The organism is Chamaesiphon sp., from assembly GCF_041737865.1.
Lineage (GTDB): Bacteria > Cyanobacteriota > Cyanobacteriia > Cyanobacteriales > Chamaesiphonaceae > Chamaesiphon.
In genome coordinates this window covers 1-19,835 of record NZ_JBGSQZ010000331.1, presented here as the reverse complement: position 1 = coordinate 19,835, position 19,835 = coordinate 1, and the positions used below count along the sequence as shown (strand labels likewise).

The window sequence follows — 19,835 nt, the reverse complement described above, 5'->3', positions numbered from 1 at the left end:
ATCGTCCTAGCCATTACGGCAACTGCTAGAGCGTTAAAGAGTGAGTGTCTGTTTCAAGTAATAGAGCCAAATCCTTGAGGAAATTAGCCGCATCGGCACCGTAAATAACTCGATGATCTGCGGTCATATTTACCTGCATCTGGCGACGAATGGCAAATGTACCCTCATCAGTTGCGACTACTTGAGACTGGGATGCACCAACAGCTAAAATCGCACCCGTACCAGGGGGAAGGATAGCGTCAAACCGATCGACACCGAGCATTCCGAGGTTGGAGATGGTAAAGGTGCCAGAGCTGTATTCCTGGGGCTGCAACTGCTTGATCCGCGCTCGCTCGACGAGATCTTTCCACATCCGCGAGAGGGAGTAAAGATCGAGGTTGTCAGCATTTTGGAGGACGGGGGTGATTAGTCCGCCATCGGGCATTGATACTGCCACAGCGATGTTGATTCCGCCTGGGTGATTTACGCCCGCATCCGAGTAGTAGGTATTGACATTGGGGTGTTTTGCTAGGGTGAGAGCGACTGCTTTGGCTAGCAGTGCTGTCATTGTGACACCTTTGGATTTGACTTGCTTGTAGAGTTTATCGAGATTATTGGTTTCGATCGTGTAACCAACTCGGAAGGTGGGGATTGATAAGCTTGCCACCATATTCCGGTTGACAGCGGCTTGGAGCGTATTGAAGGGGACGATTTGAGCTGAGTTACTAGTAGGAATATTCGGAATATTTGTGACGGCTGGGGGAGCAACTACGGTTGCGGCTACTGGAGCTGGCTGGCTAGTCGCGACAGGTATGGGTGCTTTACCTGCGGCGGTACCGACATCATCGGCGGTAATTCTACCATTGGGGCCAGTACCATTGAGAGTCTCGACGGCAACGCCATATTCTTTAGCTAATTTCCGCGCCCTAGGGGAAACCACTGGTCGATCGCTTCTAAGAATAGTCGCTACTGATGTCGATGTTGTTGCCGCGATCGCAATTTCAGGTGTTGCAGTTGTCGCTGGAGTTATAGCAGGTTGAGATTTACTTTGGGCTTGTTGGATCGCAGTCTCAATTTCGGCTTCAGTCTCAGCAACTAAGGCAATCGCCGATCCTACTGGCGCGGACTCTCCTGCTTGAACGATGATCGTGGCGATGAATCCAGCGTAAAAGGTTTCAACATCCATATCTGCCTTGTCGGATTCAACCACGACAACGATTTCACCTTTTTCGACTTTTTCCCCTGGCGATTTTTGCCAGGAGACGATCTTGCCTTCAGTCATGGTGGAACTTAGAGCAGGCATGAAAACTTCGCGTATTGCCATGATGGATATTCTCGGATCGAACAGTTAGGTTGAGCTTGCAGGTTCTCATTTTAGCCCAGAGTAGGGCAGAGGGTAGAGGGTGGAGGGTGGATTGTGAATGGTGGATGGTGGATGGTGGATGTACCACCTTTCATACTCTCCGATCTGAGCTAAATTCTTAGCCTGAAACAATTTGGTGGGCAGGCACTGCCTACCAAATTGCTACCATTCACCATTCACCATCCACCATTCACTATCCACCCCTCTAGATATTCCCGCGAATGTCCATGACTACTCCATCATGAAGGAGAACTTCAACGTTCATTTTGGAAATCAAATTATCGCCAAGCTTGACTGAAAAGTAGCCTTCAACTTGACCTTGGCTGACTTCCTGTTTTAATTCGAGCAGTTGAACTTGTTGAAGTTGTTGGAGAGCCAGATTTTTTTGTTCGAGTAGCTCGCTCTTCTGCTGATTTACTTGCATTTGGATACTTTCAATCTGCTGCACTACTTGAGGTCCAGGCGGTTGTAGATTTTGCTTTTGAATTTCAGCAACTGCTCTTTGTCCCTGCATCTCTAGTTGTTGGAGTTGCCCATCGAGTTCGCTAATTTGCGTTTGTAATAGTTGCTGAGTTTCGTCCTTCCAGCGTTGGGTCACAACTGCTTTGATAGCGACGACCCGCTTGAGCATTAATTGAGAGTCTGGTAGATCCATGATTTAGGTAATTTTGGTGACTAGTGGCTATTGGTTTAGTGGCTAGCGGCGTTACCCCATACCCTATTCCCTGTTCAGCGTGCGAACATCTCGTCAATCATACCGTGATACCGCTCCATCACGACTGGACGACGAATTTTCAGGGTTTGAGTCAGGAGTCCATTTTCGATCGAGAATGGCTCTCCAATTAGTTTGATGACAGCAATCCTGTCATCAACACGATAACCAGGACGGTTCTTGACTTCTCGATTGAGTTCGTCCCGAAATAGGTTGGTAATTTGAGTATTTTCGAGTATTTTCGAGTCTATGTTTGGAGCGAGGGAGAAGTCTAACGGTAGGTTTTGACTGGTTGCCCATTGTTGCAAGGCTTCAGAGTTGGGGACGACGATCGCGCCGAGAGATTTTTGGTCTTGACCGACGAGGACGATCTGACTGATATACTGGCTCCGTAGACAGGCATCTTCGATCGGGGTGGGTTCGATATTTTCACCATTACTCAGGACGATCGTATCTTTGGCGCGTCCGGTAATCGTCAGATCGTTACTGGGCGTGAGCATCCCTAAGTCACCACTATTAAACCAGCCCTGGGAATCGATCGCTTTGGCGGTAGCCTCAGGATCGCGATAATAACCTTGCATCACCTGCGGCCCACGAATTAATACTAATCCCTTATTCCCGATCGCGACTGGCTGACGAGTCTCGACATCGACGATCTTAATTTCGGTACCTGGTAATGGTTGTCCCGATGAGAGTCGTAAATTCTGCCACGGACGGCGGACATTGGTAATTGGTGCAGTTTCGGTCAAACCATAGCCGAGCAGCACATTCACGCCCACAATCTCAAAGAATAAATCGAGATGTTTGGCAAGCGAACCGCCGCCGATAATGATATTTTTAATCTTGCCACCAGTAGCCTCGCGAATCTTGGCATAGACGAGCTTGTCTGCGATCGCGTGAACCGGAGCTAAAATCGACATCTGGAGCAGCGCATTCAACTTTCGACTCAAACTAGGTTGCAGGCACTCCAAACTCAAACCTTGGACGATCCGCCGCGCTTCGATATATTTTGTACTCGCAGCCAACAGCGTATCGACCAGTTTTTGCTTGTTGGCTGGTTGCTCGCGAAATTGCTTCTGAATCCCCTCGTAAACCGACTCCAACAGGCGCGGAACTGCGACGAGGTACTCTGGCTGAAAATCTTTCAAATCCTGCTTGAAATAGCGAATATTAGTATAAGTCTGAGTACAACCCTGGGAGAGCAAATAATATTCACACGATCGCTCGTAACTATGCCAAGAAGGTAAAATACTCAATACTCGCGCTCCTGGTGGCATGGGGATGACGGTACCGCAGGTATTGACTTGGTGGAGTAGATTGCCGTGAGTGAGCATCACCCCTTTGGGATTGCCGGAAGTACCAGAAGTATAGATGAGGGTAGCTAAATCTGTTTTTTTGAGGGCGACAGGTGTAAAACTTGCAGTCTGACCCAGTGCGATCGTCTGGCTAAAATTGAGAAGTTTAATCGGTAGATCTAAATCTGGTTGCTCGTCAGAGAGTAAAATAATTAAATCGATCGATCTTTCGACTAATTTATCAGTCAACTTTTTGAGTGTTTTGAGGTCTTCAACTACTAATGTTTTAGATTGACTATTATCTAAAATTGCTAGTAATTCTAGCGGATCGGCTTGAGAACTCCGCACGGCGTTAAATGCCCCCGTCAACATAATTCCCTGATCGGCAATCAGCCATCTAGGACTATTATCAGCAAAGAGGGCTACCCCAGTATATGGCTGAATTCCTAGACTTTGTAAGCCTGTAGCAAATAATTGGATTTGAGTAGCTACCTCAGTGTAAGTCAGACCGATTGCTGGTTTGAGATGAGGTGCATTTAAGGCAACAATTTGCCCACATTTAGCAGCAACTATCGCCCAAATTTCGGGAATAGAGTCGATCTGACTATAATCGATCGTCTGGCTGACGTTTTGCTGCTCTCGATCGGTCATTGAATAAGGGTAATTCGCTAATCTAGAAGTTGTCATAATTATTTTGGATTCAATCTTTTTACTGCTAATCCGATCTAACCTAGCTCGGTTAATCGCTATGTTCCTAGATTAGCTGGCGATCGGTTCGATCGATCGTCTACTGTGACAGAAAGTTAGGTGGCTGAGATTTGTAGTCCGATCTGCAACTCATCCACATTTACAATAGAGTGTAATCGCTCGAACATCGCCTTATGCAACAAGTCAAATCCTGTGGGTTTATTCTGTTTAGAGGACGCACCGATCCTCCTAAATCTTTTTTATTGATGAAACATCGCGATCGCTACGATCTGCCCAAGGGACATGTCGAATCTGGTGAGTCAGATCTAGAATGTGCGCTCAGAGAGATGACTGAAGAGACGGGGATTCCGGCTAGTGCAGTTCAAATCGACCCAGATTTCCAGTATCGATCGATCTATCATCCTCAGTCTGCCAGATTGAATAATGCGATCGTCGAAAAGACCTTAATTATTTTCTTGGGATGGGTAGATCCGCACACCTCAATTATCACCACCGAACATCTCGGCTATGAATGGTTTGATTGGCATCCGCCACATCACATTCAGGATCGAACGATCGATCCACTCCTTGCTGAAGTTAGAACTTATTTTGGGAATTAACTTATCTCTGGCAAAATACATGGTAATATTATTTCTACAACCTGGGGTGCTCATAAGGGATCCCCATAAGTAATTTACTCTTAATAAGTACTTTTGAACTGTTAATATCAAATTTCAATTGATGAGCGATCGTCGGCAATGCCAACGTTGAAAGATGAGGAAAATCATGTATGGTAATTGCCGCACCAGAACTCAAAACTGAGTCACAGCCGCTGGGGGAACAGCGAGTCGCGATCAGAGGTTTGTCTTGGGATGCGTACCTACAGATTCTCAATGCCCTACCGCAATCTCGGGCTGCTCGGCTCACCTATGATGATGGAATTTTGGAGATTACGGTGCCGTTAGAATTGCATGAATTTTCAGGTCGTTTAATCGAACGTTTTATTTGGACGCTAGTTGAAATGATGGGACTGAAAATCAAGACGATGGGTTCGACAACTATGAACTACCCAAATCTTAAAAAAGGTGCAGAACCCAATAATGCTTATTACATTCAAAATCAACCTCTGGTCAAAGGACGCAATGTAGATTTTAGCCAAGATCCACCACCAGACTTAGTTGTTAAAATCGATATTACCCATACCGATATTACTAAAAATCAATTTTATGCCAGTCTGGGAGTCCCAGAATTTTGGCGATTTAATGGCAAGATCTGGCGAATTTATCAACTTCAGGAAAGTGTTTATGTAGAAGTTGAAGTCAGTCCCACATTTCCCCAAGTGCCCAAGGAACGTTTGTATAGGTTCCTAGAGCAAGCACAGGAAGATGAAATTGAAGCAGTGCAAGATTTACGCTCGTGGTGGCAAGATCGGATGATTTAACACTGTTGCAATCGGGCTAATAACACCATAATTTCATCGATAACTTTGACCATTTGTGATGTCGGTCGATCGTGCTGATTGAGAATGATACTAAATACTAGCGGCGAGTACTGCGGTGGATTGATATAACCAGCCAGACTGACAACTCCACTCATACTTCCAGTTTTTGCACGAACGATGCCTTGAGCTAAAGTTCCTTTCATCCGATTTCTCAGACTACCACTAACTCCAGCAATTGGTAGAGAGTCACGATATATTTGTCCCGATGGTGTTAACATCATTGCTGATAATACTCTCACAAAAGTAGTCGGGGTAACTAAATTATGTCGAGATAGCCCAGAGCCATCATGGAGACTATAAGTTTGGGGATCTATGCCCATTTCAGTCAGACTTTTTTTGACTGAAGTAATTCCGAGACTGATACTATCTTCACTACTAGTATAGTGTTCGGGATGAGTCCGCCCGATCGATCTGAGCAAAACTTCAGCATAGACATTATTACTATATTGATTAGTTTCATTAATTAATTCTCCAATGGTGGGCGAATTAATTGCGGCAATTTCTGGAAGATTAGTAGTGTTTTGCCCTAATACTAAGCGTGTACTCCCGAATGTAATCTCAGAGCGATTCAAACTTTGTCGAAAGGCACTAATAAAAGATTCGGCTGGATTTACTAATGGTAGATCGATTTTGGTAGGAGCAGTATTTAGAGCTAGCTTACCCGTCAATCGGAGAGTCGATCGACCAAAAACTGCAACCGCATCAACATTACTATCTTGACTAGCTGCAACTGTCAAACTTTGGTTATCAATCTGCCAACTATTTAAACTCGGATCTTTCCACGTATATTTAAGTGGCATTCCAATTTGCTGCGAACTTACTATTAATGGATTGGAATTTTGGTTGAGCATCAAACCATTAATCGCTGGCGCATAATCAGTCGCTAAATCCCCCCATTCCCAATCACCGTTAATCTGTTCCCCGCGAAAATATCCATCATCGAAACTAATTTGTCCGACCTGTTTGATCCCGCGCTGCTTGAGCTGTTGCGCGATCGATTGTAGCCCCGTTACTGTCAAGCTAGGATCGCCCCTACCTACCACCAATAGATTAGAAGTGTTCCCCGTATTTGGGAGTTGATATACCGATGTCCGTAACCGTGTAGAGGCTCCTAGCTGGCGCAGAGCAACTGCTGTCGTAATTAATTTAACATTAGAAGCGGGGATAAATAATCGATCGCCATCGCGATTATAAAGTTGACTCGTTCCTCCCAATGCCTGAATGACAATCCCCCACCGATAGCGGCGCAATTCGGGTCGATCGATTATCCGATCGATTGCTGTCGGCAGTTGGCTCGAACAAATTGCTGGTGATACTTGCGACGGTGCGATAACTTTTGGCTGCTGCGCCCGCGCTGGAATCGCAAATAACACCAACAGCCACCCGCACGTTGTCGCGATGCTCCAGCGGCGAGGTGCCAACGTCTGCTGGGAAAAAGGTAATTGCATAATAGACTGACACCCGATTTTTTCGATCCTCAGTCTACTCGATCGCGGAGCGTACCGAAGGTAATCCAAACCCAGTTTTTAAAAATTTTTGCCCTCAACCCTATAAGTATGGTTGTCTGATTCGATAAATAAACAATTTTGCCCTGATAAACTACCCAAGTTCGGAAGTAGGGGTATTTCTGAGATTGACGATCGCACTAGTAATCAGATGAGATAATAATCCAATCGGCCCAAAGAATAGACACAAAATCAGCGAGTGAATCGTAATTATACCCTTAGTTTGTCCTTCTAAATAGATGTACCGTCCGACAAATAAATCCATCACTAGAAAATGTACCCACCCCAGCGCGGCGGCTCCCTCATTGGCAAAGAAGCGGGCAATATCAGGTAGTTTGGGATTGGCGAGTGCTGCTGCTGAGTCGGGATCGATCTTCAAAAGCCTGATTTGGGAAGAGGTACAGGATTTCAAGTGTCCCCTATGTTCCTGAGAACCGCTGTATAGGATCGATCGAAATATATCGCTCTTACCGCAAGATCCCCGACTATTAAACCCATCCAAACATCAGCTTAAAGATTTACCCATAAACGCCCAATCTACTCGACACCTTACTCGGCACACCAAAAGGGATTGATGATGCTGGGACGATCGATTTAACTGGTACTAATTGCACCGCACACGCCTTGAGTTCGGGTTGCAATGAATCGGGACAAGCGGCATCGTGAGTAAATAGATTTGCTTCGGCATCTTTCGCCCACAATTCCCCCCAGTGCATCGGGACGAATACCGTGCCACGATCGATCGCCGCTGTGACTAGTGCGGGAAATCTACCCGTACCACGACGCGATCGAATTTCAATCATTTCGCCATTCTCAATATCTAACCTTGCGGCATCCTTGGGGTGAATTTCGACAAAGGGATCGGGGTGCATCTGTTGAATTTTGGGGATGCGTCCGGTGCGGGTCATCGTGTGCCAGTGACCATATAATCGCCCGGTGGTCAATACAAATGGATAATCTGGGTTTGGTGGTTCGGCGAGTCCTTTGGAGTGGCAGGCGGCAAATTTGGCGCGTTTGTCGGGGTGATGGAATTGGAGATCGGTATAGAGGCGTTTGCCGTACTGGGTTTTGCAGCCTATGGGGTGGGGCCATTGGGTAGGGCCATTGTCTTTGAGAAATTGATGGCTCAATCCAGTGATATCGCAGGGGCGACCCGCACTGAGTTGGGCAAATTCAGCGTAGACATCAGCACTATTTTTAAACCAAAATTCCTCTTTGAAGCCCAGTCTCCGCCCGACTTCGGCAAATACCTCCCAATCAGCTTTGGCTTCGCCTGGAGGACTTCTGAAGGCGGGACAGAGGGTAACTGTCCGCTCAGAATTGGTCATCACGCCTGTCTTTTCGCTCCATTGGGCGGCGGGGAGGAGGACGTGAGCATATTTAGCGGTTTCGGTGGGGTAATAAGCATCCTGATGGATCGTAAAGGGCGATCGCAATAAAGCGGCTTTGGTGCGGTTGATATCGGGCATACTGACCGCTGGATTGGTGGCTACGATCCACAGCAAGCCTACCGATTCTGTTTCTAGCCCTGTTATCATCTCCCAGGCAGTTTTACCTGGATTGTGAGAGATTCTGCCTGCTGGTAAATTCCAGAGTTGCTCGATCTCGGCGCGTTGGGCGGGATTTTTGACGAGGCGATAGCCAGGGAGGATGTGCGCTAGTCCACCAGCTTCCCGTCCGCCCATCGCATTCGGTTGTCCGGTGAGGGAAAATGGCCCAGCTCCTGGTCTGCCAATTTGTCCTGTCATCAGATGCAGGTTGATAATATGTCGGACTTTGGCAGTACCTTCGCTCGATTGATTAACTCCCATCGACCAGAATGACAGGACATTCTTGGATGCTCCCCACCATTTCGCGGTCTGTTCGAGATCTGCTTGAGCGATGCCACATTTAGCCGCAACTACGTCGGGTGGATAATGTTGGACGACTTCAGCAAAGGCGGCGAAGTTATTGGTACATGATTCGATAAATTGCTGGTCTACTTTGCCCGCGCGCAGGAGTAAGTAGGCAATCCCATTTAATAAATCTATATCTGTACCAGGCGTAATCGCTAGATGGAGATCTGCGGCTTCGGCGGTAGCGGTGCGACGTGGATCGACTACGACCAACTTGACGCGATCGTGTTGCTTATGATACTTTCTAAGGCGATTGAATAAAATTGGGTGACACTCGGCGGTGTTCGTCCCAATTAAAAAAGCAAAATCTGTTTTTTCGATGTCATCATAACAGCATGGTGGCCCATCGGCTCCAAAGCTCTGGATATAGCCAGATACCGCTGAAGACATGCAGAGTCTAGAGTTGGCATCAAAATTATTCGTACCCAAACAACCCTTTAGAAGTTTTTGGGCGGTATAGTAATCCTCGGTCTGAAATTGTCCCGAACCATACATACAGATGCCATCGGCACCTTGAGTATGAAGCACTGTCTGCATTCGATCGACAATCCGAGTATAAGCTTCTTCCCAACTCGCCCGCTTGAATGGTTGGTCGAGACGATCTCGTACCATTGGGTACTGCAAGCGATCCTTGTACAACGACTCACTAATCGTCGCCCCCTTGACACATACCATCCCTTGACTAGAAGGATGAGATCTGTCGCCCGTCACTTTCCAAATCGGTATACCACTACTATCTCGATGCACTGATTTTCCTGGCACAGCGGGGGGCGAAGCTTCTAAACCACAGCCGACACCACAATAGGGGCAAAGTGTTTTAGTTGTATCAGTCATAAAGTAGGGGGTAGGGGGTAGCGATTCGCGGCTAGGGATTAGGGGTTAGGATGATGCTAAAAATAGGTATAGATCTGCAAAATACCGATTCTACTTCAAATATTCTGTGTTGGCGAATACTAAAAATATGATGAGGTTGGATATCTACTACCCAACCTCGCAACATAGCTGCCAATGCCGCCAGTCGATTAATTAACCCAACTCTTCACTAATACCACTACCCATGTTTACAGCAGCAGCTTTATCTGGCCCAAATGAGTTTTGGGGTTCTTTGAGGAAGAAAGCGCAGAGGAAAGCACATCGTAGCGCACCCATGCCCATCGCACCAAATAGAGTCGGTGCATGAGTCAAGCTGAAAATAGTCAGATAAACTACACCACCAAAGTTACCATAAGCACCGACATTACCCGCGACTTGTCCGGTAATTTCCTTCTTAATTAATGGCAAAATTGCAAAGGTACCGCCACAACCTGCTTGAGCGAACAGTGCGGAAAACATCGTCACGGCAACTGCTACAGGTAAAGCCCAAGTTTTATCGATTTGATGCGCTACTAGGTAGGCAACGCCGATTAATCCAGTTACTATCGTCATCGTCCATTTCCGAGAACCAAATTTATCAGAAATAAAACTACCGCTGGGGCGAGAGAATAGATTTAGGAATGGATAGGTAGAAGCAATCATCGCAGCGGCGGCATGTTCGAGTCCGAATGTTTTCTCAAAGAAGACAGGCAACATCGAGACAGCCGCAAGTTCGGAACCAAAGTTGGTGATGTAGGTAAATTGCAACAGCGCAACTTGGCTAAATTCATACCGCTCGGCTGGTGCAAATTGTTTTCTACCCAGCACCACATCGCGATTGACTAACCAAGCTTGGTAAGTCTGATAAGCATACAAGCCAGCTAATATGAACCAGATAAAATACATCTGTCCCGCATTGAGGAAGTGTAATTTCTTCTGTGCTAATCGCCATGCTAATAATCCCAGGGCAAAAATCAGCCCGAAGTTCATAATCAGCAAGCCATAAAAATCTCTGGCACTGGTAACTTCCATCGCGCCATATTTTTTAGGACGCTTGTATTCTTTGCCTGGAGGTGTGTCGGTGACACTGTTGAAGTAAACGACACCATAGATGGCTGCAACTACGCCAGTCATGACGATTGTCAATCGCCAATTGGTGTCTCCACCAGCGAGAAAGGCAGTTCCTCCAGCAATTAAAGGTAATGCAAATTCCGCACCAAAAGCTCCGAAGTTACCCCAACCACCACAGATACCTTGAGCAATACCAATATCTTTAGGCGGGAACCATTCTGATACCATCCGAATTCCCAATACAAAGCCAGAACCGACAATCCCCATCAGTAGACGTTCAGTACGTCCAAGTTACGGGAATGCTGGATATAAATTGGTAGCTTCTGTTACAGTTTATTATCTACCTTTCGATAAGTACATGCTGATAATCCGTTTTTTGAATCTAATTGAACTGTAAAGTTAACCAGAATACAGCATAAATACTCCCTTCCTAGTGAAGAATTAGATCCTAGGATAGTGAGTCAATAGTGGATAGTGAACTGCTCCCGTCTATTTCTTGGGTGGGAAGGGAGTATGTTACTAATCGAGACATATTTGTATAATTGTGACTTTATGGCTAAAACTTCTCTAGTTCAGGGTTTGCGGCGTGCTTATCAGATTGCCAGATTTGCTCAACGCCGGAGCATATCCTCGGCAACAGCTTTGGAAATATGGGATCTGCGGATTAGTCGTCGCCGCTGGCTTCAAGGCTCTCTTGCGGCAGCAGGTGGTATTTCCGCCCTAATATTGAAGCGGAAAGTTGATGCGACAACAGCACCACTACTTATTGTGGGAGCGGGGATTGCGGGATTGACAGCGGCTTACTATTTGAATAAGGGGGGTGTAACAGTCCGCATCATCGAAGCCAGCAATCGGGTTGGTGGCAGGATGCTCAGTCAAACTAAGGCACTCGGCACGGAAAGCACTGTAGAATTAGGCGGCGAGTTTATCGACTCTGGGCATAAAAATATTCGGAAGTTGGCTCAGGAACTAGGTTTAGTGGAAGTCGATCTATTTGCCACAGATCGCGGGTTGACTAAAGATGTCTGGTTTTTTAAAAACCGATTAGTTACCGAACAAGAATTAGTTAGGGCATTTATTCCCCTCGTCAAACAGATCGATCGGGATGTTAAAGCCATCGGTGAGGTAAACTATAAATCGACCAATCCTCGCGCCATTAAACTCGATCGCATCTCGATTAAAACTTATCTCGATCGCTATTGTCCCGATCCGATCTTACGACGATTTATTGAAGTTGCTTACACTAATGAGTATGGATTAGAAGTCGATCGTCAGTCGTCAATTAATTTATTACTATTAATCGGTAAAGATCCAGATAAAATCGAAATCTTTGGTAGTAGCGACCAACGATACCAGATTCGTGGTGGTAATCAACAAATTATCGATCGATTAGCAGCCAAATTTAGCAGTCTCATCGAAACTAATACCCAGTTAGAATCAATCCGTAGTAATAACGATCGCTATCGCGTCAGTCTCAGGCAAGGTGGCATGAGTAAGGAATATACATTCGATCGAGTTATTCTAGCATTACCATTTAGCATCCTCAGGCAAATCGATCTAGGTGTCAAATTACCTGCTGTCAAACAAGCTGCTATTAAAGAATTGGGCTATGGTACAAATACTAAATTAATTACCAGCTACAGCGATAAGCTATGGCGTAATAAGTACAAATCTAACGGTCAATCCTTTAGCGATCTAGATACTAGTGAAACTTGGGATTCAAGCCGAGGTGCAGAGACTAAAACAGGTACTCTTACTAGTTTTAGCGGTGGTGAATTAGGTGTAAGAATAGGTAGATCTAAACCTGGAGAAGTAGCTAGTGAAATAACTAAGCAATTAGATCTAATCTATCCAGGAGTAAAAGGTCTATCCTCAGATCGATCGATCGTTACTAATTGGATCGATCGTCCTTTTTCACGAGGTTCCTACTCCTGTTATTTAGTCGGACAATGGACGAAATTTGCGGGTGTAGAAGGTGAAAGAGTGGGCAATCTCTTTTTCATCGGTGAACATTGTTCGATCGATGCTCAAGGCTATATGGAAGGGGGATGTGCAACTGGATTAGTAGCAGCAGAAACCATTTTGAAAGAGTTGAAATAACTCACTCAGATCCCCGACTTCTTGGAGAAGTCGGGGATCTGCCCTCACTAGTTATTTACGAATACTTGCTTGAGCTTTGGTTTTAGGTGGCTGATGTGCTGACGAACATAGTTCGGCTAGTTCACAATCGGGACAATTAGGTTTTCTGGCATTACAAATAGCCCTACCATGATAGATCGTCATGATTGAAAAGTTCTCCCAATCTACTTGAGGTAAGAACTTCATCAAATCTTGCTCGATTTTAATCGGATCTTGATGCTTAGTCAAACCAATTAAATTAGTCAACCGTTTAACATGGGTATCGACAGTGACACCTTGAATGTTCCCAAAGGCATGAGCAGAAACTACATTTGCCGTCTTCCTCGCGACTCCTGGCAATGTGAGTAACTGTTCCATTAGTTGAGGAACTTCACCATTAAATTCCTCGACGATCTTACGACAAGCACCTTGGATATTTTTAGACTTATTATGATAAAATCCAGTCGATCGCACTAATTCTTCAATATCTAGAATATCTGCATACGCCATCGCGCGCGCATCAGGAAATCTCGCAAATAATGCTGGCGTAACTTTATTCACTCGCTCGTCGGTACATTGAGCCGAAAGAATCGTCGCGACCAATAATTGAACGGGTGTTGTATAATCTAAACTACAAGTGGCATCTGGATAGAGTCGTTTTAGCCTAAGCAATACTTCTAATGCTCGTTTCTTCTTGGATGTCCACTGGCGATCGATACTCATTTCTTCGTCTTGATTTGGGTAAGGTAGATAGTAGATTACTAAATATAGCGATCTTGACTAGTATGTATCTAAAATTATAAGCCAATGACTAAATTTGTAATATTTACTGGTATTTCGATCGCGTTGCTAAGCTATGTGTTTTTTGGAGTTGAATTTTTTGTACCAGCTCCAGTCCAAGATTTTATAAAAGTTGCTTTTGGGACTGGATCTAAGTATGGCATTTATGAGGGGATGAATAGTGATGATGCCCAACGAAAACTCTACTCCCAGGGCTTTAAAGATGTCGTCGGTAAGAATGAATTAACTGGTAGTACGACTAAATATTTTCAAAAAGGTCGAGTATCCATTAGGATTCAATGGAGTCATAAAGTTGCTCCGAACAATCCCTCTGGCACTATCAAAACGATCGCTATCGATGAGGGCCGATCTTAAAGATCGACATCTTCTTTGCTAATTTGCGCCCATTCACGATCGGACAATGGCTGAATCTCTAATTTTATCTGAAAATGACTTTCGGCTGCCTTGGTAAGAGCACCAATAATCTGGGGAGTAGTGAACTGTAACATTGGTGCAGATGGTAAAGAGATCGATTCACCAAATACTCGTTCAAATAACTCTAAATCTGGATTGAGTCGCATCGAACCATGTTGAAGAACTGCACCAGATCTAATTAGTTGGGCACTACCAATGAGCTTATAACCATCCGCACAAACTAGATCTGCGCTTGTCGCCGTGCCAAAACAATTGGGATTGTGAATATAACCCGTTTCTGCTGTACCATATCCTAATTCGACACCGATCGATCTCCAGCCATCGATCAGAAACTGACAAATTTGTTGATATACTTCCACTCTTTTACCAACAAATCCCGATCCGACAAGGGCATAAGTCAGATCTCCTTGATGCAATACTCCGCGCCCACCAGTCGGACGTTTGACAATATCTACAGGGCGTTGGCGCAGCCTCTCCGTTGGAGAATCGTGCCATACTAGAGATTGCCAATGTTCGGGATAGTGGCGTTGGTGATACCCTAGAGAGATTGTCGGCTGCGACCAAGTATAGAAGCGTAATGTCGGTGGGATTTGTCCTAAAGTGTGTTGTTGCAATAACCACCGATCGATCGACATTTGAATATTTCCGGTAGTTTCAATCGGTGGGATTAGTCGCCAAGTTGGATCTAAATTAGTCAATCGATTGCGCTCCAAGTCAATACCAGATTCTTTATTCTGCTATATTTACAACTAGAGTAGTATCGATTCTCCTGACGGAGAGTCTACGCCAAAGAGCCAACGCATATGGTCGCACCCATCTTTACTTCAACTACTGCCGAGATTATCTATCCTGACTGCGACGGCAATCCAATGTCCGACAATACCAAACAATTTCGGTGGATTGTCACCATCAAAGAAAATCTTGAGCTTATATACGCCGAAAATCCTGATGTATTTGTCGCGGGAGATTTATTGTGGTATCCAGCCGAAGGTAATAATACCATTCGCCAAGCACCTGATATCATGGTCGCGATCGGCAGGCCGAAAGGTGACAGAGGTTCTTACCAGCAATGGAAAGAAGCCGGAATTGCGCCGCAAGTTGTGTTTGAAATTTTGTCTCCAGGCAGTCGACTGGCAGAAATGCAGCGGAAGTTAAGTTTTTACGATCGCTATGGCGTAAACGAGTATTATATCTACGATCCCGATCGGATTGATTTTGCTGGTTGGATGAGAGTTGATGGTAAATTAGAATCGATTGAAGAGCCACAGAGCTGGGTAAGTCCATTGTTAGCAATTCGGTTCGATCTCGAACCCGATACTCTCCAAATTTATCGCTCCGACGGTCAACCCTTCCTTAGTTTTGGCGATCTCGATCTGCACCGTCGAGCTGCCGAACAGCGGGCCGATACTGCCGAACAGCGTGCAGACACTGCCGAACAGCGTGCAGTTACTGCCGAGCAACGTGCAGCCACATTAGCGACAAAACTACAGGAATTGGGGATCGATCCTGCAAATTTATAATTGTTTGACAGGCAACATTCCCATGTTGCCTCTACCCTCTACCCTCTACCCTCTACTCGTGCGCCTACCCCTTCCCCAGTTTAGTATCGGTGCCAAAAATCCTCAGCATATCGCGGAGGTAATCGAGACATCTACTTGTGAATTTCTGGCTCAATGTCTGGAGCCAGAAGATCTCAAACTCGCGGTGATGCCCACCTTTGGGAGTATTGTCAAAGCTGCTGATGAAGAATCGGGCAATCAAATCCTCGCGGTGGTTTACCATGCTACCACTGCCCCGATCGATTCCGTCCATCGTGCCCGTGCGCTGGGAATGTCGCTAGATGAATTACGCGAAGAACAGCCCCAAATTTTTGCGATGCTCAAAACCGAGTTTAAAGCGGCAATCATCGGTTTTGAGGATGATAAGGGTCAAATGTATCAATATTTACCACCCCGCCCGCCTCAAATCCATCAGGGTGTATATCAGTGCGATAAGGAAGAGATTATTAGATTTAGCGAACAGTTAGAATTTCTGCGGACGCTGTTGCAGGTACAAGGGGCACCTGTGGAGGCTCTGACAGCCGCTACTATTCGCGAAATTCATCATTTACGATCGCGAGATCGATCGTGGCTAGTTACCGCCGGACGTACTGTCAGCCTCATTCTCAAGGATGATTATGATAGATTGCGCTATGTCTTATCCCAAATCCGTTGATTAGTTGACAGTTGATAGTTGATAGCTAAGTTTTAATGATAATGATTTAGTTCTTCTTTTTAAAAACTAACTATTCACCATCCACTGTCCACCATCCACCATCCACCATCCACTATCCACCATCCACCATCCACTGACTTAACCATGCGAGCCGAACAATCAAGTAACATCGACATCACCTCATATATCGATCATTCCTTGCTCGGTGCGGCGGCTACTCCTGCGATGGTGGAACAGTGGTGTGAGGAAGCACATAGATTTGGTTTTGCGGCTGTATGTGTCAATCCCTGCTATGTGCGGCAAGTTACCGCTTTATTGCACCAAAAACCGCCCCAGATTTGTACGGTGATTGGTTTCCCTACAGGTGCCACGACGACGGCAAGTAAGCTGTATGAGGCTCAGGAGGCGGTGGAGAATGGTGCCCAAGAGTTGGATGTAGTAATCAATATCGGTTGGTTAAAAGCAGGCAAAATCGATGATGTACATCGTGAGATTGCCGAAATCTGCGAAGCGACGGGACAAGGGGTAAAGGCAATTTTGGAAATGTCGCTACTGACGCAACCGGAACGAGAAATTGCCGCCCAAATCTGCATGGAAGCGGGTGCGCGGATGCTGAAAACGGGTACGGGTTGGTGTGGTGCGGTAACTGTCGAAGATGTGCGATTCCTCAAGGATCTAACTAAAGACCAAATCGGCATCAAAGCGGCTGGTGGGATCCGCACCCATCAGCAAGCGGTGGATTTGATTTTGGCTGGGGCGACAAGGTTGGGCACTTCCTGGGGGATAGATCTATTAAAACAGCGAGAACAGGATGCAAAAGCTGGTGGTTAGCAACAGCAGAAACGATCGAGCGATGCCGTCTGATGTTGTTAAGATCGATCTTGACGATGGGGTAGGTTGTCGGCTGGCTTGTTGGCACTCTGACGGAATAGATATAACGAACCTGTCAATCCTAATCCAGCTAATAATAATGCTGTAGTTTGATACCACCCGATCGATCTTGGCGATCGCGATGATGGGATAATAGCTAAACTGGGTGTAGATTTGCTTTTATCGATCCCAGTTAGTTCCAAATTTCCCGAATAATCAAGTCGATCGATCGGGATGCGATTGCTCGAAGTTGGAGGTTTCCATGCCCGTGCGCCAACTTCAGTTTCATTGGGAATGAATTTCTCAAACAAACCTGGCGCAATCTGGATATATCCACGATTGACAAATCGGACGGCATCACAAATTTCCTGGGCGGGGGCACCTTTGAGAATGTAGCCATTGGCACCAGCATGAATCGAATCGGCGACATATTCATCGCTATCATGACTGCTAAGTACTAAAATTTTGGTTTTTAGCGAACTGTGGGAAATAATTTTGGTAGCGAGGACACCATCGATATCGGGCATTTCCATATCCATGAGGACGACATCAGGAATGAGTAATTTCACCTGCTCGATCGCATCATAACCATTGTCTACCATTCCGACGATCTCAAAGTCCGGCTCAGTCTCAAGTAGAGACTTCAGCCGTTCCCGAATGCTCTTCTGGTCATCTACCAGGAGAATGCGAATCATGTCCAATTCCTTAGATTTGTGATACTTAACTAATAACCAGCTCTGGTTCACTTATTCGATCGATCTACCCTCACAACCGGACGAAAATCGATCTCGATCTCTTATTTACTAATATTATTACCGATTTAGACTGTCGCACGATTGAAATCAATAAATTTGACTTCCGCCACACAATTCGCGGTTCAGCTATTAGACCTCCTGCGAAAGTGACAGCAAAATATTTTTTAATACTGTTTTCGTCCAAAACTTCCCCTAAAGCCTAAAGCCTAAAGCCTAAAGCCTAAAGCCTAAAGCCTAAAGCCTGACTTTCGCAGGAAGTCTATTGCCTAGTTCCTCAAACTGTTGCCAACACATCAATAGTGCTCGTGGTACATGAAAACAACCTTTCCATTTACCACCTTTGAGATCCAATAATACTTCACCCTGGCGGTTGAGATAACCAAACCACTCCCCGTATTCGGCATCGGCAAAGTGTGTCCAGGTATATTCATGCACTCGTTGATACCAAGTCCAACATTCTTCCCTCCCTGTGAGCCGATAACCCATTGCCAAGGCGACGAGAGTTTCGACATGTACCCACCACAGCTTTTGGTCCCACTCTAATTGTTGAGGTGGATGACCATCAGCATCCATGAAATAATAGATCCCGCCGTAGCGCTCGTCCCACGCAAAATTGAGGATATTTAACACCACATCTACCGCTTGGTTTATCGTGGCTAAATCCTGGCGACGGTTAGCGATATCCATGATAAACCACATCGCTTCGATCCCATGTCCAGGATTAATCGATCGACCTTCAAAACAATCGACATGACTACCATCGGGGGCAACATTTTCATACATCAATCCGCGCTGATCCAGAAAGTCAGTCATTACTTCCCGCACAGTCAGATCCAAAACTCGGTCGAGTTCCTCACTCGGCAATAGCCACGCCATTTCTAGCGTAAGGTTAGCCAAAATCATCGGTACGGCTAGAGATTTGAGCGATCGAGTCCCAGGATATGTTTTATTATATCGACCCTTGGGATCGTCTTTGCGCCGCAATACATTTTGATAGGCTTGGAGCGCGATATCTTTTCCCCAAGATTCACCATCGGCGAGGGCATATTGACTAAAAGCCATCGCGGCAAAACAGTCAGAGAAGATGTTGTAAGGCTGCACAAGGGGCTGTCCCGATCGATCGAGTGCAAAATACCAATTACCTTGAGGATCGCGCCCATGCTCGGCGAGAAAATTTGCGCCATGTCCGGCAATCTTTAGCCATTCACTCCGCTGTTCCACCCGATTGTACAACATCGAGAATGTCCAAACTTGGCGATTTTGGAGCCAAATAAACTTATCGGTATCGTAGACTTGTCCCGATCGATCGAGACAAGTAAAATAACCACCCTGCTCCCAATCAATCGAGTTTTGCTCCCAAAATGGCAATACATTATCCAGCAGTGTATCTTTGTAGAGTTTTGCTAGTTGTTTGAAGTCGTAGTCCATGATGTATGTATTTTTTCTAGAAATTAGTTAGATCGTTCCACTAAATGAGCATAATAAGAGCATCTTTATTTTTTTGCTAAATTTGAAGGAGTAATAAATGAAGTTAAAGTCTTGGGCATCAATTATGAGTATGGCAGTGAGTGGAATCGTAGCTGGCGAAATCGAGCGAGTTGGAGCGATGACGATCATCTACGATGGGGCTGCTGGCACAACGCCTAACTCATATACGTCCAACCCGAGTGGTGACAAGTTAAGAAAAACCGAGGTTTGTCAAGGGGAGAAAGAAAAGATGTCAAACTCAGACTAGCACAGAGTTAGAACCGAGTTTGACCCATGCCCAAAAAGCGGACAACAAATCGTGACCATGCCAAGCGA

17 protein-coding genes and 2 pseudogenes are annotated in these 19,835 nt (G+C 45.7%); 8 read left to right on the top strand and 11 right to left on the bottom strand.

Annotated elements, in window-relative coordinates; translation table 11 throughout:
- Nucleotides 1–25: 25 nt before the first annotated feature.
- The 3 genes from ACEW9J_RS26105 to ACEW9J_RS26095 all read right to left on the bottom strand — a co-directional run bounded on the left by ACEW9J_RS26105 (nt 26) and on the right by ACEW9J_RS26095 (nt 4,036).
- Nucleotides 26–1,303 (bottom strand): dihydrolipoamide acetyltransferase family protein, encoded by a 1,278-nt coding sequence (locus tag ACEW9J_RS26105; protein WP_373547981.1) that lies wholly within the window; start codon nt 1,301–1,303, stop codon nt 26–28.
- Nucleotides 1,304–1,547: 244 nt separating this feature from the next.
- Nucleotides 1,548–1,997 carry a YlqD family protein gene (locus ACEW9J_RS26100; RefSeq protein ID WP_373547980.1) on the bottom strand — a complete coding sequence of 150 codons (450 nt, stop codon included), beginning with the start codon at nt 1,995–1,997 and terminating at the stop codon, nt 1,548–1,550.
- A gap of 74 nt (nt 1,998–2,071) precedes the next feature.
- Nucleotides 2,072–4,036: a long-chain fatty acid--CoA ligase gene (locus ACEW9J_RS26095; RefSeq protein ID WP_373547979.1), complete on the bottom strand. Its 1,965-nt coding sequence runs from the start codon at nt 4,034–4,036 to the stop codon at nt 2,072–2,074.
- Nucleotides 4,037–4,230: 194 nt separating this feature from the next.
- Between ACEW9J_RS26095 and ACEW9J_RS26090 the strand changes: the two genes are divergently transcribed.
- Nucleotides 4,231–4,656, top strand: coding sequence for a bis(5'-nucleosyl)-tetraphosphatase (locus tag ACEW9J_RS26090; protein ID WP_373547978.1), 426 nt, complete (start codon nt 4,231–4,233; stop codon nt 4,654–4,656).
- A gap of 170 nt (nt 4,657–4,826) precedes the next feature.
- Complete coding sequence (locus ACEW9J_RS26085; protein ID WP_373547977.1) at nt 4,827–5,477, top strand: Uma2 family endonuclease; 651 nt, start codon at nt 4,827–4,829, stop codon at nt 5,475–5,477.
- Here the strand turns inward: ACEW9J_RS26085 and dacB are convergent.
- From dacB to ACEW9J_RS26065, 4 genes and pseudogenes are all read right to left on the bottom strand, one after another.
- The gene (gene dacB / locus ACEW9J_RS26080; protein ID WP_373547976.1) at nt 5,474–6,985 is read right to left on the bottom strand and encodes a D-alanyl-D-alanine carboxypeptidase/D-alanyl-D-alanine-endopeptidase; all 1,512 of its coding nucleotides are present in this window, start codon (nt 6,983–6,985) and stop codon (nt 5,474–5,476) included. The two genes, ACEW9J_RS26085 and dacB, sit on opposite strands and share 4 nt — an antisense overlap.
- A gap of 151 nt (nt 6,986–7,136) precedes the next feature.
- Nucleotides 7,137–7,415 (bottom strand): annotated as a pseudogene (locus ACEW9J_RS26075) (ABA4-like family protein); the annotation flags it as partial.
- A gap of 145 nt (nt 7,416–7,560) precedes the next feature.
- Nucleotides 7,561–9,771: a molybdopterin oxidoreductase family protein gene (locus tag ACEW9J_RS26070; protein WP_373547975.1), complete on the bottom strand. Its 2,211-nt coding sequence runs from the start codon at nt 9,769–9,771 to the stop codon at nt 7,561–7,563.
- Nucleotides 9,772–9,963: 192 nt separating this feature from the next.
- Nucleotides 9,964–11,136: pseudogene (locus ACEW9J_RS26065) on the bottom strand (MFS transporter); the annotation flags it as partial.
- A gap of 276 nt (nt 11,137–11,412) precedes the next feature.
- Here ACEW9J_RS26065 and ACEW9J_RS26060 point away from each other — a divergent pair.
- Nucleotides 11,413–12,960, top strand: coding sequence for a flavin monoamine oxidase family protein (locus tag ACEW9J_RS26060; RefSeq protein WP_373547974.1), 1,548 nt, complete (start codon nt 11,413–11,415; stop codon nt 12,958–12,960).
- Between the two features lie 51 nt (nt 12,961–13,011).
- On the opposite strand, the gene nth is transcribed toward ACEW9J_RS26060, so the two are convergent.
- On the bottom strand, nt 13,012–13,701 hold the full coding sequence (gene nth / locus ACEW9J_RS26055) for an endonuclease III (RefSeq protein WP_373547973.1): 690 nt from the start codon (nt 13,699–13,701) through the stop codon (nt 13,012–13,014).
- 84 nt (nt 13,702–13,785) lie between these two features.
- Between nth and ACEW9J_RS26050 the strand changes: the two genes are divergently transcribed.
- On the top strand, nt 13,786–14,133 hold the full coding sequence (locus tag ACEW9J_RS26050) for a hypothetical protein (protein WP_373547972.1): 348 nt from the start codon (nt 13,786–13,788) through the stop codon (nt 14,131–14,133).
- Here the strand turns inward: ACEW9J_RS26050 and ACEW9J_RS26045 are convergent.
- Nucleotides 14,130–14,828, bottom strand: a complete 699-nt coding sequence (locus tag ACEW9J_RS26045) for a biotin/lipoate A/B protein ligase family protein (RefSeq protein WP_373547992.1) — start codon at nt 14,826–14,828, stop codon at nt 14,130–14,132. The genes ACEW9J_RS26050 and ACEW9J_RS26045 overlap by 4 nt on opposite strands.
- A gap of 168 nt (nt 14,829–14,996) precedes the next feature.
- Between ACEW9J_RS26045 and ACEW9J_RS26040 the strand changes: the two genes are divergently transcribed.
- The 3 genes from ACEW9J_RS26040 (at nt 14,997) to deoC (ending at nt 17,238) form a co-directional block, all read left to right on the top strand.
- A complete protein-coding gene (locus tag ACEW9J_RS26040; protein WP_373547971.1) occupies nt 14,997–15,713 on the top strand; it encodes a Uma2 family endonuclease in 717 nt (238 codons plus the stop codon).
- Nucleotides 15,714–15,771: 58 nt separating this feature from the next.
- Nucleotides 15,772–16,407: an HAS-barrel domain-containing protein gene (locus tag ACEW9J_RS26035; protein ID WP_373547991.1), complete on the top strand. Its 636-nt coding sequence runs from the start codon at nt 15,772–15,774 to the stop codon at nt 16,405–16,407.
- Nucleotides 16,408–16,551: 144 nt separating this feature from the next.
- Entirely contained in the window at nt 16,552–17,238 is a 687-nt protein-coding gene (gene deoC, locus ACEW9J_RS26030) for a deoxyribose-phosphate aldolase (RefSeq protein ID WP_373547970.1), read from the top strand.
- A 38-nt stretch (nt 17,239–17,276) separates the two neighbouring features.
- Here deoC and ACEW9J_RS26025 read toward each other — a convergent pair whose 3' ends face one another.
- On the bottom strand, nt 17,277–18,023 hold the full coding sequence (locus ACEW9J_RS26025) for a response regulator transcription factor (RefSeq protein ID WP_373547969.1): 747 nt from the start codon (nt 18,021–18,023) through the stop codon (nt 17,277–17,279).
- A 243-nt stretch (nt 18,024–18,266) separates the two neighbouring features.
- Complete coding sequence (locus tag ACEW9J_RS26020; RefSeq protein ID WP_373547968.1) at nt 18,267–19,460, bottom strand: AGE family epimerase/isomerase; 1,194 nt, start codon at nt 19,458–19,460, stop codon at nt 18,267–18,269.
- 97 nt (nt 19,461–19,557) lie between these two features.
- On the opposite strand from ACEW9J_RS26020, the gene ACEW9J_RS26015 reads away from it, so the two are divergent.
- Nucleotides 19,558–19,767, top strand: coding sequence for a hypothetical protein (locus ACEW9J_RS26015; RefSeq protein WP_373547967.1), 210 nt, complete (start codon nt 19,558–19,560; stop codon nt 19,765–19,767).
- Nucleotides 19,768–19,835: the final 68 nt, after the last annotated feature.

What these genes read in the sequence shown, in the direction of transcription:
- ACEW9J_RS26070 (WP_373547975.1), bottom strand. Translation starts at nt 9,771, where the DNA reads ATGACTGATACAACTAAAACACTTTGCCCCTATTGTGGTGTCGGCTGT.
- ACEW9J_RS26020 (WP_373547968.1), bottom strand. Translation starts at nt 19,460, where the DNA reads ATGGACTACGACTTCAAACAACTAGCAAAACTCTACAAAGATACACTG.
- ACEW9J_RS26050 (WP_373547972.1), top strand. Translation starts at nt 13,786, where the DNA reads ATGACTAAATTTGTAATATTTACTGGTATTTCGATCGCGTTGCTAAGC.
- ACEW9J_RS26095 (WP_373547979.1), bottom strand. Translation starts at nt 4,036, where the DNA reads ATGACAACTTCTAGATTAGCGAATTACCCTTATTCAATGACCGATCGA.
- ACEW9J_RS26040 (WP_373547971.1), top strand. Translation starts at nt 14,997, where the DNA reads ATGGTCGCACCCATCTTTACTTCAACTACTGCCGAGATTATCTATCCT.
- ACEW9J_RS26105 (WP_373547981.1), bottom strand. Translation starts at nt 1,303, where the DNA reads ATGGCAATACGCGAAGTTTTCATGCCTGCTCTAAGTTCCACCATGACT.
- deoC (WP_373547970.1), top strand. Translation starts at nt 16,552, where the DNA reads ATGCGAGCCGAACAATCAAGTAACATCGACATCACCTCATATATCGAT.
- ACEW9J_RS26085 (WP_373547977.1), top strand. Translation starts at nt 4,827, where the DNA reads ATGGTAATTGCCGCACCAGAACTCAAAACTGAGTCACAGCCGCTGGGG.
- nth (WP_373547973.1), bottom strand. Translation starts at nt 13,701, where the DNA reads ATGAGTATCGATCGCCAGTGGACATCCAAGAAGAAACGAGCATTAGAA.
- ACEW9J_RS26015 (WP_373547967.1), top strand. Translation starts at nt 19,558, where the DNA reads ATGAAGTTAAAGTCTTGGGCATCAATTATGAGTATGGCAGTGAGTGGA.
- ACEW9J_RS26060 (WP_373547974.1), top strand. Translation starts at nt 11,413, where the DNA reads ATGGCTAAAACTTCTCTAGTTCAGGGTTTGCGGCGTGCTTATCAGATT.
- ACEW9J_RS26100 (WP_373547980.1), bottom strand. Translation starts at nt 1,997, where the DNA reads ATGGATCTACCAGACTCTCAATTAATGCTCAAGCGGGTCGTCGCTATC.
- dacB (WP_373547976.1), bottom strand. Translation starts at nt 6,985, where the DNA reads ATGCAATTACCTTTTTCCCAGCAGACGTTGGCACCTCGCCGCTGGAGC.
- ACEW9J_RS26045 (WP_373547992.1), bottom strand. Translation starts at nt 14,828, where the DNA reads ATGTCGATCGATCGGTGGTTATTGCAACAACACACTTTAGGACAAATC.
- ACEW9J_RS26090 (WP_373547978.1), top strand. Translation starts at nt 4,231, where the DNA reads ATGCAACAAGTCAAATCCTGTGGGTTTATTCTGTTTAGAGGACGCACC.